This window comes from Phyllobacterium trifolii, from assembly GCF_014192095.1.
Classification (GTDB): domain Bacteria; phylum Pseudomonadota; class Alphaproteobacteria; order Rhizobiales; family Rhizobiaceae; genus Phyllobacterium; species Phyllobacterium trifolii.
Genome location: NZ_JACHXN010000013.1, coordinates 53252 through 66381, shown reverse-complemented (window position 1 = coordinate 66381; position 13130 = coordinate 53252). Strand labels below are relative to the sequence as shown.

At 57.3% G+C, this 13130-nt stretch carries 14 protein-coding genes; 13 read left to right on the top strand and 1 reads right to left on the bottom strand.

The genetic code is table 11. The features are described 5' to 3' along the window. Positions 1-22: 22 nt before the first annotated feature. From nagZ to FHS21_RS19130, 10 genes are all read left to right on the top strand, one after another. The gene (gene nagZ / locus FHS21_RS19175) at positions 23-1042 is read left to right on the top strand and encodes a beta-N-acetylhexosaminidase (protein WP_112530309.1); all 1020 of its coding nucleotides are present in this window, start codon (positions 23-25) and stop codon (positions 1040-1042) included. Positions 1043-1097: 55 nt separating this feature from the next. Beyond that, complete coding sequence (locus FHS21_RS19170) at positions 1098-1904, top strand: segregation and condensation protein A (protein WP_112530424.1); 807 nt, start codon at positions 1098-1100, stop codon at positions 1902-1904. Beyond that, complete coding sequence (scpB, locus tag FHS21_RS19165) at positions 1897-2619, top strand: SMC-Scp complex subunit ScpB (RefSeq protein WP_112530311.1); 723 nt, start codon at positions 1897-1899, stop codon at positions 2617-2619. The genes FHS21_RS19170 and scpB overlap by 8 nt, the downstream gene beginning before the upstream one ends. Before the next feature lie 171 nt (positions 2620-2790). Beyond that, positions 2791-3018: a twin-arginine translocase TatA/TatE family subunit gene (locus tag FHS21_RS19160; RefSeq protein WP_112530313.1), complete on the top strand. Its 228-nt coding sequence runs from the start codon at positions 2791-2793 to the stop codon at positions 3016-3018. Between the two features lie 63 nt (positions 3019-3081). Then, a complete protein-coding gene (gene tatB / locus FHS21_RS19155) occupies positions 3082-3723 on the top strand; it encodes a Sec-independent protein translocase protein TatB (protein ID WP_112530315.1) in 642 nt (213 codons plus the stop codon). A gap of 41 nt (positions 3724-3764) precedes the next feature. Beyond that, positions 3765-4544, top strand: a complete 780-nt coding sequence (tatC, locus tag FHS21_RS19150; RefSeq protein ID WP_376772157.1) for a twin-arginine translocase subunit TatC — start codon at positions 3765-3767, stop codon at positions 4542-4544. Between the two features lie 223 nt (positions 4545-4767). Beyond that, positions 4768-6051, top strand: a complete 1284-nt coding sequence (gene serS / locus FHS21_RS19145) for a serine--tRNA ligase (protein ID WP_112530319.1) — start codon at positions 4768-4770, stop codon at positions 6049-6051. 15 nt (positions 6052-6066) lie between these two features. Beyond that, positions 6067-6825 carry a 5'/3'-nucleotidase SurE gene (gene surE, locus FHS21_RS19140; protein WP_112530321.1) on the top strand — a complete coding sequence of 253 codons (759 nt, stop codon included), beginning with the start codon at positions 6067-6069 and terminating at the stop codon, positions 6823-6825. After that, complete coding sequence (locus tag FHS21_RS19135; protein ID WP_112530323.1) at positions 6822-7475, top strand: protein-L-isoaspartate(D-aspartate) O-methyltransferase; 654 nt, start codon at positions 6822-6824, stop codon at positions 7473-7475. The genes surE and FHS21_RS19135 overlap by 4 nt, the downstream gene beginning before the upstream one ends. A 116-nt stretch (positions 7476-7591) precedes the next feature. Beyond that, entirely contained in the window at positions 7592-8905 is a 1314-nt protein-coding gene (locus FHS21_RS19130; RefSeq protein ID WP_112530325.1) for a peptidoglycan DD-metalloendopeptidase family protein, read from the top strand. Between the two features lie 56 nt (positions 8906-8961). On the opposite strand, the gene FHS21_RS19125 is transcribed toward FHS21_RS19130, so the two are convergent. Next, the gene (locus FHS21_RS19125) at positions 8962-9825 is read right to left on the bottom strand and encodes an ATP-binding protein (protein WP_112530426.1); all 864 of its coding nucleotides are present in this window, start codon (positions 9823-9825) and stop codon (positions 8962-8964) included. Positions 9826-9986: 161 nt separating this feature from the next. On the opposite strand from FHS21_RS19125, the gene yajC reads away from it, so the two are divergent. From yajC to FHS21_RS19110, 3 genes are all read left to right on the top strand, one after another. Further along, positions 9987-10328, top strand: coding sequence for a preprotein translocase subunit YajC (yajC, locus tag FHS21_RS19120; protein ID WP_112530327.1), 342 nt, complete (start codon positions 9987-9989; stop codon positions 10326-10328). A 64-nt stretch (positions 10329-10392) separates the two neighbouring features. Next, positions 10393-12660 (top strand): protein translocase subunit SecD, encoded by a 2268-nt coding sequence (gene secD, locus FHS21_RS19115; RefSeq protein ID WP_112530329.1) that lies wholly within the window; start codon positions 10393-10395, stop codon positions 12658-12660. A 4-nt stretch (positions 12661-12664) separates the two neighbouring features. Further along, positions 12665-13054 carry an Mth938-like domain-containing protein gene (locus FHS21_RS19110; RefSeq protein ID WP_112530331.1) on the top strand — a complete coding sequence of 130 codons (390 nt, stop codon included), beginning with the start codon at positions 12665-12667 and terminating at the stop codon, positions 13052-13054. Positions 13055-13130: the final 76 nt, after the last annotated feature.

Genomic DNA, 13130 nt, shown 5'->3' with positions numbered 1-13130 from the left:
GCTGAAGCAGTAGACTCCCACCATGAGCGAATCAAAAGCATGGATTGCCGGGACGACCGGTTTGAAACTGACCCCAGACGAAATCGCATTCTTTCGCGATGAGCGGCCGTGGGGTTTTATTCTATTTGCCCGCAACGTCAGCGAGCCGGCACAGATCGAAGACCTGTGTGCGCATTTGCGTGATCTGGTTGACCGTGACGACGCACTGGTGCTGATTGACCAGGAAGGCGGGCGCGTGCAACGGCTGCGACCGCCGCTCGTGCCGGATTATCCCTCAGGGTCGCAGCTCGGCGCGCTTTTCCGGGAAAATGAGGAACTTGGATTGCGCTCCGCCTGGCTCCTGTCACGCCTGCATGCGTTTGATCTCCTCAAGCTAGGCATCAATGTCGATTGCCTGCCAGTGCTCGATGTTCCCGTCGAAGGCGCCAATGACGTTATCGGCACCCGCGCCTATGGCAAGCATCCTGAGATCGTGACGGCCATGGGCCGAGCCGCTGCGGACGGCCTGCTTGCAGGCGGCATGCTGCCAGTGATCAAGCACATACCGGGGCACGGCCGCGCCTTCGCCGACACACATCACGAGTTGCCGACGGTCGCGACGCCGCTTGAGGAGCTTGCCGAACATGATTTCGCGCCGTTCCGGGCTTTGGCTGACCTGCCAATGGCGATGAGCGCGCATGTGATCTTTTCTGCCGTTGATCCAAAGAACCCGGCGACGACATCGGGCAAGGTGGTAGAGGAGATCATCCGGGACTATATAGGTTTCGACGGGCTGCTGATGAGCGACGATGTCTCCATGAATGCACTTTCTGGGGATTATTTCGACCGGACCAAAGCAATCTTTGCGGCGGGGCTTGATATCGTGCTTCATTGCCATGGCATCATGGATCAAATGAAAGCCGTTGCGGCTTGCACGCCGGAGCTCGAGGGCAAGGCGTTCGAGCGGGCGCAGCGCGCAATCGAATATCGAAAAGAACCGGACACCTCCAACGAGGAAGAACTCCGGGAAGAATTCCAGCGTACTTTCGAGGCGGTGGCATAGAAGCGAGAGAAATTTGGCGAGCGAGCAAAAGATAAATGGCAACGACACGGCACCCATGGAAGCGCTGTGGGAAAGTCAGGTCGATCGCGCTGCCAGCGAACCATCGCTTGTTATTGATATCAAGGGGTTCGAAGGTCCACTTGATCTCTTGCTGCATCTCGCGCGTAACCAGCGGGTCGATCTTGCTCGCATCTCTGTACTCGCCTTGGTTGAGCAATACCTGATCTTCATCCGGCAGGCGCAGGCATTAAGGCTTGAGCTTGCCGCCGATTATCTGGTCATGGCGGCGTGGCTTACCTACCTTAAATCCAAGCTTCTGATCCCCAAGGCGCCTGGCGACGAAGGCGAAAGCGGTGAGGAATTGGCGGCGACGCTGCAGTTTCGGCTGAAACGGCTGGAAGCAATGCGCGACGCGGCAACGAAGCTCATCAACCGTAACCGGCTCGGCCGCGATGTCTTTGCCCGCGGCATGCCCGAGGCTGTGATTGTCGATCAAACCAACGCCTATGCGGCGACGCTCTACGAGCTTTTGACCGCCTACGCTTCACAGCGGCAAAAGCGGGCCACTTCGCATGTACAGATCGCGCGGCGTACGGTCTGGTCGCTGAAGGATGCGCGCGAAATCCTGATGCGGCTTGTAGGTGAGATGAAGGACTGGACAGCGCTCGATCATTATCTGATGGAATTTATCTTTTCGCCGACGGAGCGGGCGACCGCCATGGCCAGCTCTTTTGCCGCCAGCCTGGAAATGGTTCGGGAAGGGCATCTGGAAATCCGCCAGACCGGCGCGTTCAACCCGATCTATCTGCGCAACAGGCTTGATAAGCAGACCGAGCCGCTGAAGGATGTGGCAAATGGCTGATAGCATTCATAACATCGACGATGACGAGGTCGAACTGCCGGCGAACAACTGGAATTCGTCGATTTCGGTTTCGGAAGCGCTGCGTATGGCCGAGGCCATATTGTTCGCATCGGCGGAGCCGGTAACGGAAAAGGCCCTGCGTGAGCGTCTGCCATCCGGTGTCGACGTGGCTGCGCTGCTTGGCGAACTACAGGAGATCTATTCAAAGCGCGGCATCAATCTGCGGCAGACCGGCGGCGCATGGGCATTCCGTACGGCTGCTGATCTCGCTTTCCTGATGAACCGTGAGGCCGTGCAGCAAAAGAAGCTGTCGCGTGCAGCACTCGAGGTCCTTGCGATCATCGCCTATCATCAACCAGTGACACGCGCCGAGCTTGAAGACATTCGTGGTGTCGAGACTTCGAAGGGCACACTCGATGTGCTGATGGAAACCGGGTGGATCAAGTTCCGCGGGCGCCGGCGCACCCCTGGCCGTCCCATTACCTACGGGACCACTGCTTCATTCCTAGACCATTTCGGCCTGCAGGAAGTACGCGATCTGCCGGGGATTGACGAATTGCGTGGTGCAGGTCTGCTTTCGACGCGCATGCCGACGAATTTTGCCGTCCCGATCCCGGTCAATGATCCGGATGAACTGACCGAGGATGAAGATCCACTGACGGACATTGATCTCGAGGAACTCGGTCTTTTGACACCCCGTATCGAACATGATTGAGACAAGCTTTCTGTTATAATCGGTTGCGAACATCAAAATTCGTGACGCAGAGTCCACTTCGGACTTGCGCTGCGTTTACATGAATGTGAAAGAGCAGAAGAGACTTGTGTTTGAAAAGCACGGGGAAAAGACATAGATCAGCCCAAACTGTTGGGCGAATGTGAGGATCAAATGGGTAGTTTTTCAATCTGGCACTGGCTTATCGTGCTTGCGGTCGTGCTTCTTCTTTTCGGTCGCGGCAAAATCCCGGAACTCATGGGTGACGTTGCCAAGGGTATCAAGAATTTCAAGAGCGGCATGAGTGACGACACTGCTGACACCGCCGACAATTCGAAAACGATTGATAATCAGACAAGCCAGCCGGTGAATTCAGTCAAGGAAAAGACTACAAAGTCTTGAATCCAAGGATAATCTTGTCCTGCGCGCGGCTACGTTTGCCGCGTCGTGGCTGGAGCATGATGAATGTTTGAAGTTGGTTGGTCGGAAATCCTGGTGATCGTGATCGTCATGATCGTGGTGGTCGGACCGAAGGATTTGCCGAAGATGCTGCGTGCCTTCGGCAAGGCAACCGCAAAGTTTCGGGCAACTGCCGGCGAGTTCCGCAAGCAGTTTGACGAGGCCTTGAAAGAGGCCGAGCTCGATGACGTGCGTGAAATCATCAATGATGCCAAGAGTCTCGATCCTCGAAACGACATTCGCAAGGTATTCGATCCTGTCCGGACCATCGGTGAGGAAATTCGCTCCAGCTTGAAAGATGCCACGGCAACGGCCAAGGACAATGTCGCTGTACCGGATCCAGCCGCGCCGGGGGCAACGCAGTTGCAACCGCAGGTGATGGAACCCTTGGCCGCTCCGGCCACGCCTGCCGCTGAAACAGCGATAAAGAAGCCCGCAAGGTCAAGACAGAAGCCGGTTGCGGCTGCCGCTGAAACCAAAGCCAAGCCGACAGCGCCAGCCAAGAAAGCCGCAGACGCTTCGCAGGCTGTGTCCAAGAAGAGCGTAGCGCCGGCCGTAGAAGTCGCAACGGCTGCACCGACCAAAACACCTGCCAAAAGAACAGCGAAGCCGAAGGCCAAGGCTGTCGATACGGGGACAAAGAGTTGAGCAGCGCTGACGACGAAATCGATAAAAGCTCGGCCCCCTTGATGGAGCACCTGATCGAGCTGCGCCGGCGCCTGATCTGGGCACTTCTGGCGTTCTTCCTGGCGTTCCTCGTATGCTTTCATTTCGGCAAGCAGTTGTTCAACCTTTTGGTCATCCCGTATCAGTGGGCGATCTTGTGGGCGGGGTTCGATCCCGCCAAGGCGCAACTCATCTATACGGCCCCGCAGGAATTCTTTTTCACGCAGGTGAAGGTCGCCATGTTTGGCGGTATCGTCATCGCATTCCCGGTCATCGCATCGCAAATCTACAAATTCGTAGCGCCCGGCCTATACCGCAATGAGCGCATGGCGTTCCTGCCATTCCTGATTGCATCGCCAATCCTTTTTCTCATGGGCGGCGCGCTGGTTTATTTCTTCTTCACGCCGATGGTCATGTGGTTCTTCCTGGCCATGCAGCAGACTGGCGGAGCGGGCGAAGTCCAAATCTCGCTTTTGCCGAAGGTTTCCGAATATCTCAGCCTCATCATGACGCTGATTTTCGCATTCGGGCTGGTGTTTCAGCTCCCGGTCGTGACGACCCTCCTGGCGCGCGTCGGCCTCGTTGGCTCCGAGGGACTGAGGTCGAAGCGCAAATACGCTATCATCATTGCGTTTATCGTGGCCGCCGTTATCACGCCGCCCGATCCGATCAGCCAGATCGGTCTTGCGCTCCCGACGATCCTTCTCTACGAGGTTTCGATCTGGATGGCGCGTCTGGTCGAGAAGAAGCGTGCGGCAGATGAGGCTGAAGCAAAATCAGAGTCCAGCGAAGTCTCGTCCTGACGGTGTCCAGTGAAAAAAGAGATTGCGTAGCCATTGTGCGTGGTTCGACAAGCTCACCATGAGGGATGTGGTTGATGGCAGGGAGACAAGAGCTGCAACGTTGGCGATTAGCCTTGCAATCATCTCTCTCCCTCATGGTGAGCTTGTCGAACCACGTACCATAGAAATGCAAATTCATTGTTCAACAGAACCCGGCACTTAACTCCAACACGGCTTTACTCCCATGCTCGATATCAAATGGATCCGAGAGAATCCGCAAGCGCTTGATGCAGCTCTGGCCAAACGAGGCAACGAGCCGGCATCGTCCCGTTTGATCGAGCTCGACGAAAAGCGCCGTCAGCACATCGCCAAATTGCAGGAAGCGCAGGAACGCCGCAACGCCGCCTCGAAAGAGATCGGCAAGGCAATGGGTGCCAAGGATCAGGCAACCGCCGACCGTCTGAAGGCCGAAGTTGCAGAGATCAAGCTGTTCCTGACGTCAGCCGAAGAGGAAGAGCGCCAGCTCGATCGAGCGCTGAGCGATGCATTGTCGGTGCTTCCGAACATACCGCTTGCTGACGTTCCGGTCGGCAAGGACGAGGCCAGCAATGTTGAAACGCGCCGCGTCGGAACCCTCAAGAATTTTTCCTTCGAGCCGAAAGAGCATTTCGAGATCGGCGAAAAGCTCGGCTACATGGACTTCGAGCGGGCGGCAAAGCTTTCCGGCAGCCGCTTCACGGTCCTGAAAAGTCAGCTGGCGCGGCTGGAGCGTGCGCTTGGCCAATTCATGCTCGATCTGCACACGACCGAACACGGCTATACCGAGGTCAGCCCGCCGCTGCTGGTCAATGACGAAGTGCTCTACGGCACGGGCCAACTACCGAAGTTCGCCGAAGATCTGTTCCGGACCACGGACGGCCGCTATCTGATCCCAACCGCGGAGGTGCCGCTGACCAATCTTGTGCGCGAGGAAATTCTCGATATTCGCGATCTGCCGATACGCATGACAGCGCTGACGGCGTGCTTCCGTTCGGAAGCAGGTTCGGCCGGTCGGGACACGCGTGGCATGTTGCGCCAGCACCAGTTCATGAAGGTTGAACTGGTATCGATCACCGACGCGGAGCATTCCATCGAGGAACATGAGCGGATGACGTCATGTGCCGAGGAAGTTTTGAAGCGGCTCGACCTGTCGTTCCGCACCATGACGCTGTGCACCGGCGACATGGGCTTTGGCGCGCAGAAAACCTATGACCTGGAAGTCTGGTTGCCGGGGCAGAAGGCGTATCGCGAGATCTCCAGCTGCTCGGTATGCGGTGATTTCCAGGCACGCCGCATGAATGCCCGCTACCGGCCGGAGGGCGAGAAGTCGACGCGTTTCGTGCATACGCTGAACGGTTCGGGTACTGCCGTCGGGCGCGCGCTGATTGCCGTTGTCGAAAATTATCAGAACGAGGATGGCAGCGTAACAATTCCTGAAGCCCTTGTGCCCTATATGGGTGAACTGAAGCGGATCGAAAAAGCAGCATAAGAGGGACTGGGGCAAATGCGCATTCTTCTGACCAACGATGATGGTATTCATGCGGAAGGTCTGAGCGTGCTTGAACGCATTGCGCGCCAGCTTTCGGACGATATCTGGGTGGTTGCACCGGAAACGGACCAGAGTGGTCTGGCGCATTCGCTGACGCTGTCCAACCCGTTGCGCCTGCGCAAAATCGATGACCGGCATTTTGCCGTGCGCGGCACACCGACCGATTGCGTCATCATGGGCGTCAAGCATCTGATGCCGGATGCACCGGATCTGATCCTTTCCGGTGTTAATTCTGGCTCGAACATGGCCGATGACGTCACCTATTCGGGGACTGTCGCCGGCGCCATCGAGGGCACTTTGCTCGGCATCAAGTCCATTGCCTTGTCGCAGGAATACAATCTCGATGGCGGCGCGCGCGTGCTGCCATGGGAGGTCGTGGAGGAGAGGGCGCCCGCGATCTTAAAAAAGGTGCTTGATGTCGAACTGCCAAAGACCGTTCTCATCAATATCAACTTCCCGAGCTGCAGCGCTGCGGAGATCGCCGGAACGCGGGTTACGGCGCAAGGCAAGCTTTCGCATGGCCTGACCATAGAAGAGCGCCATGATGGCCGCGGCTTGCCCTATTACTGGCTGCGCTATGGCCGCGGCAAGGATGTGCCGGCCGAAAACAGCGATGTGGCCGCACTCGCCAAGAACTTCATTTCAGTCACACCGCTACAGCTCGACCTGACGGCGCATGACACGCTCGCAACCCTTGCGAGTGCCATTGCATGAAGGTTGCGATGTCTGAACGTGAAGGATTTGCGGCTTTTGTGCTGCGCATGCGTGCCTTAGGCCTGTCGGATCAACGTCTGATCAGCGCCTTGGAGGCCACGCCGCGTACAGCTTTTGTCAACGGCAATCTCGGTAACCTTGCCTACGGTGCGGGAACGCTGCCGATCGAATGCGGTGAGTTCATCGAAGCGCTGGATTTGCAGGCACAGCTGATTAATTCCCTCGATCTTGAGCCTACGCACCGTGTGCTGGAAATCGGTACCGGTTCTGGCTTTACGGCGGCCGTGATGGCGCGGCTCGCCGGCCGTGTTTTGTCGCTGGAGCGCTATCGCACGCTGGTTGAACTGGCGCATCAGCGGCTCCAGGCGCTGAAAATCGAGAATACCTTCGTCAAGCATGCGGATGGCAGGCATGGCCTCGTGCATGACGGCCCGTTCGACCGCATCATCGTCTGGGGCGCTTTCGAAAGCATGCCGCGCCAGTTCGTCGATCTCCTGTCGTCAAACGGCGTGATGATCGCACCGATCGGACCGCTCGACGGCAGACAAGTGATGGCGCGGCTATCGAAAATTGGCAGCCGTTTTGAACGCCATGATTTGATGCCCGTGCGCCTATTGCCCCTGATGGAGGGTGTCGCCTCGGCACTCTGACCCTTTACGAGTTTGGTGAATTTTTTACAAATTTTATTCGCTCTTTAACGGTCGAGTAACATTAACGCGATCTAATGAGTCCAATATTCTTGTATTGAGTACGGGCGGGATATGCGATGCGTTTGAGTACACTAGACAAAGCGTCACGGCGGCTGGCTCTGAATGCCGCCATTCTCTCGATTGCCGGTATCGCGGCAGGCTGCAGCTCTGGCGTGCAGCGTTTCACCAGTGCCGATTTCAGTTCCGGCTATAGCGACAATCAACGATCAGTCATGCAAGCGTCCAACAACACGCCACAACCTTATACACCTCCCGTCGATTCAACGCAGACAGCTTCTGTCAGCCGCAGCGGCGGTGTTCAGCGCAGCAGCCTGCCGCCCGTCGGGGCTGCAAGCACTTCGGCGCTGCCGCCAGTTTCGTCGCAGCCGACGCGCCCTGCACTTGCACCTGTTGCCAGCGCGGCGCCACTGCGCCAGCAGCAGGTCGCTTCAGCGCAGCCAATGCAAGCCGCACCGTTGGAGTCGGCTTCGGGTACGCTGAAAACGCCGGATGGCCGTGAAGCAAAGATGCCTGTAAAGGCGGCTCCGGTGCATTCGAACAACGTCGCCGTCATACAGACACCGCAGGCGACCAAGCAGGTAGCCGCCGCGACCACCGTTGCAAAGCCAACCAGCCAGGGCTCCTATACAGTCCAGAGCGGTGACACGCTGCATGCGATCTCGCGCAAAACCGGGAGCAATGTCGAGGCGATCAAGCAGGCGAACAACATGAAGGATGGCACCGTCCGTGTTGGTCAGGCGCTCATCATTCCGCCGTCCAACTCCGCGCTTGCTCAGAATGTCGCCAACACCATGAAGCCGAAGGGTGGAACGGTCGATCAGGTCAAGACCGCTTCGACACCGCCTGCAGAACAGCCGAAGGCGGTCGCAAGTGCCGCGACGCAGGCTGCTGCAGCTCCGCAAGCCGACACTTCGGCCAAGCCTTACACACCGCCACAGGCCAGCGAGAAGGTCATCGAGAACGCGGATAAGGACAAGGATGTTGCCGCAGCGCCGTCGGCTACCGGCGTCTCGGGGATGCGCTGGCCGGTTCGCGGCCGGGTTGTCGCCAATTATGGCAAGGGCAGCGACGGCATCAACATCTCCGTGCCTGAGGGTACGCCGATCAAGGCGGCTGAAAACGGTGTGGTCATCTACTCCGGCGATGGCCTGAAGGAGTTTGGCAACACGGTGCTGGTGCGCCATGACAACGGCCTAGTGACGGTTTACGGCAATGCCAGCAAGCTGGATGTCCAGCGCGGCCAGAAGGTCAAGCGCGGCGATCAGCTTGGAGTATCAGGCATGACCGGCAACGCAACGACACCAATGCTTCACTTCGAGGTTCGCAAGAACTCGACGCCGGTTGACCCGACGAAATATCTCGAATCCTGATCGGACCAGACGAGCAGTTTGATAGCCCGCGCCGAAAGGTGCGGGCTTTTTAGTGTCTAGAGCTTCTTGCCGAGACGTCCGGCAAGATCCTGGATAAATTGCCAGGCGACACGGCCGGACCGTGCCCCGCGTGTCGTGGACCACTCCAGCGCCTGCGCATGCAATTCCGGTTGCTTCATCGGCAGGTGGAAATGCGCCGCATAGCCATCGATCATCGACAGATAGTCGTCCTGGCTGCATTTATGGAACCCAAGCCAAAGTCCGAAGCGGTCCGAAAGCGAGACTTTTTCTTCAACCGCCTCGGAGGGGTTGATAGCGGTGGAACGTTCGTTCTCGATCATGTCGCGCGGCAGAAGATGACGCCGGTTCGATGTGGCGTAAAAGATGACATTGTCCGGCCGGCCTTCGACCCCGCCTTCCAGTGCTGCCTTCAATGATTTGTATGATGTGTCGTCGTGATCGAAGGACAGGTCGTCGCAAAACAGGATGAACCGGTAATCCGTGTCCTTGATGGCCGCCATCAGGGCGGGAAGGCTGTCGATATCTTCGCGGTGGATTTCCACAAGTTTGAGGGGGTGGCCGCCGGTCGGTGCAGCAGCGTTGACAGAGGCATGCACCGCCTTGACCAGCGATGACTTGCCCATGCCGCGCGCGCCCCACAGCAGCACATTGTTCGCCTGCAAACCATCGGCAAAGCGTTTCGTATTGTCGAAGAGGATATCGCGAACGTTGTCGACGCCGCGGATCAAGGAAATGTCCACGCGGTTGACCTTGCTGACCGGGTCAAAGGTGAGCTTGTCCGGATTCCAAACGAAGCAATCCGCCACATCGAGGTCGACCGGTTGAGCTTTTGGCGGTGCCATGCGCTCCAGCACCGCAATCAGCCGGTCAAGTTTATCTGTCAACAATTCATCGGACATACTCATCGAGCCTTCATTTTCATGCATATATGCGACTATCATGTTGAAGATAATTCGAAAAGCAGGACACACAGTTTTGTACGGTTGCTTTTGACGCCCCAAACATTGTATTGCGCTGGCTCAAGTTCTTTCAAATCTGGTTTTCTCTGGAGGTTGTCTCAATGTTCGTAACTCCCGCATATGCACAGGCAACGGGTGTCGGCGGCGCGCCGGAAATGCTGATGAGCATCCTGCCGTTCATTCTGATCTTCGTGATCATGTACTTTTTGATCATTCGCCCACAGCGTACCGCTGCCAAGAAGCGCGAGGAGCAGCTGAAGAATATCCGCCGTGGCGATACAATTATTACGGGTGGCGGTTTCATCGCCAAGGTTACCAAAGTCTATGAAGATACCGGCGAGCTGGATGTCGAAATCGGCGAAGGCGTCAAGGCTCGTGTCCTGCGGGGCATGGTGGCCGACGTCCGGGTCAAGGGCGAGCCGGTTGCCGACAACAAGAAATAAGGCATAGTGACGGGGCGGCCGTTGAGCCGCCCTTCTGATTCTAGGCTCTAAGGTTTGCGACCGTATGCTTTATTTTAGCCGCTGGAAGACTGCACTCATCTGGGCCGTTGTGCTTGCGGGTGTTATCCTCGCGCTGCCAAATCTCTTCACACAGGATCAATTGGTGACCTTGCCGGACTGGCTGCCGAAGAAGCAGCTGGCGTTGGGTCTCGACCTCGAAGGTGGTTCGCGGCTACGCCTGCAGGTCGACAAGGACCATCTGCCGGACACCGACGCAACGATTGCAATCCTTACGCGCCGTCTCAGCGAGCTCGGCTACACCAATCCCAATGTCGAAGGCCAGCGGAATGGCCGTGTGCTCGTCGAAGTCCCCGGGCTTTACGACTCGCAATTGCTCAAGGACATCCTGAGCCTCACCGGCGAACTGCATTTCCAGATGGTCGACGATTCTGTACCCGTTCAGCAGGCGATCGACGGCACGCCGCCGGAAGGTGACGAGGTTGTGTATTCGTTCGACGATCCGCCCGTTGCCTATCTGGTCAAGAAAGAGCCGCTCGTCTCGAACAAGAATTTCGTCGATGCGCAGGCCGGGATCGATACGACCACCCAAGAGCCTGTGATCACCTTCAGACTGGACAGCATTGGCGCTGACCGGTTCTCGAAGGCTACCAAGGCGAATGTCGGCAAATCCTTCGCTATCGTTCTCGACAACCAGGTGCTTTCAGCTCCGGTCATCAGTGAGGAAATACCCGGGAATACAGGTCAGATTTCCGGCAATTTCGACCTTTCGGGTGCAAGTAACCTCGCGCTTGTGATGCGGGCAGGCGCGCTGCCGGCGAGTGTCACCGTGCTCGAAGAGAGAACGATCGGCACTGATCTCGGAGCGGCTGCTGTAGCCTCTGGCAAGATCGCTGCTCTTATCGGCGCAGTTCTCGTCATCGTTTTCATGCTTTTGACCTATGGCCTTCTCGGCGTCATCGCCAACATCGCCCTTGTCGTCAATGTGATCCTGATTCTGGCGGTGTTGACGCTCTTCGGCGCGCCGCTGACGCTGGCGGGCGTCGCCGGTATCGTGCTTACCATCGGCATGGCGGTCGATTCCAACGTGCTCATCTATGAACGCATTCGCGAGGACAGGCGCGCTGGCTTTTCCGTTATCCAGGCTATCGATTCGGGATTTTCACGGGCCCTTGCAACGATCGTCGATGCCAATGTCACCACGCTGATCGCGGCACTCGTGCTTTTCATTCTGGGCTCCGGGCCGGTGCACGGTTTCGCGCTGACCGTTACGATCGGCATCGTCACGACGCTGTTCACGACCTTCACGCTGACGCGCTGGCTGGTATCCGTGTGGGTTCAATGGGCGCGCCCCAAGGAAGTTCCGGGCGCACTCCTGAAGCTCGTTCCAAATAATACGAAAATCCCGTTCATGAAGCTGCGTTTTCTGACGCTTGGCTTTTCGGCGCTGTCGAGCATTGCGGCACTCGTGCTTTTCGCCATTGTCGGCATGAATTTCGGTATCGATTTCAAGGGCGGCACGATGGTCGAGATTCAATCGCACGAGGGTGCGATCGATCTCGATGATGTCTATAGCCGGTTGGAAGATCTGAATATTGGTGACATCAAGATCGAACCATTCAAATCGGATGATCGCGCCCTGATTACCGTGGGCAGCCAGGGTGAGGGCGAGGATGCCGAGCAGACTGTCGGTGTCAAAATCCGGGGTGAATTGCAGGACGACTTCGATTTCCGCCGCATTGACGTCATCGGCCCGTCCGTATCGAGTGAACTGTCACACGCCGGAATGCTCGCTGTCGGGCTCTCATTGGCGGTGATCTTCGTCTATGTGTGGTTGCGCTTCGAATGGCATTTCGCACTTGGCGCCATTCTCGCAACAATCCACGACGTACTGCTACTGCTCGGTATGTTCATCGTCTTCCAGATGGAGTTCAACCTCTGGAGTATCGCCGCTTTGCTCGCGATAGTCGGCTACTCACTCAACGATACGGTCGTCATCTACGACCGCGTGCGTGAAAATTTGCGACGATACGGCAATAGCATGTCGCTGTCGGCGCTTCTCGATGCATCGATCAACCAGACCCTGTCGCGCACGATTCTGACATCGCTTGCAACGTTTCTGGCGTTGATCGTTCTCTATCTCTATGGTGGAGATGACGTGAAATCATTCGCGCTGGTCCTCGGTGTCGGCATTATCGTCGCAACCTACTCGTCGATTTTCGTTGCCGGCCCCTTGCTGATGCTGTTTGGCCTCAAGGGCAGGGATGTCGCGAACAACGGACCGTCGGCGGTCTCCGGCCAGAGTGGAGCGTAATTAATTGGTCAAAGGCATTGAAATTCGGGATGCGCACTTTCCTGGGCGTGCACCCATCGATGCCTATGGCAATGGCGGCTTTCGCTTCGCGGATATGTCGCATCGCGGCTCCATACTCTGTCTCCCATCCGGCATTCATGGCTGGGAGCCAAAAACCCTGCCACTCCTGACGATAGCCGATTTCTCGCTTGTGCTTGAACAAGCTGACGATATCGAAATTTTGCTGGTGGGGATGGGGACCGACTTGCGGCGGCCGCCGCAAGAACTGCGCGACGAATTGCGCAAGCACCGTATATCGTCCGATCCGATGAGCACGGGTGCAGCAGTGCGGACCTACAATGTGTTGTTGGCAGAAGATCGGGCAGTGGCCGCTGCGTTGATTGCAGTGGATTGAAGCTCTGTCGATATTTCGCGTCAAGGCGGCCTGCAAACGACGCTTTCCTCCGCTCTGGTGCTCACGTACCAAAATG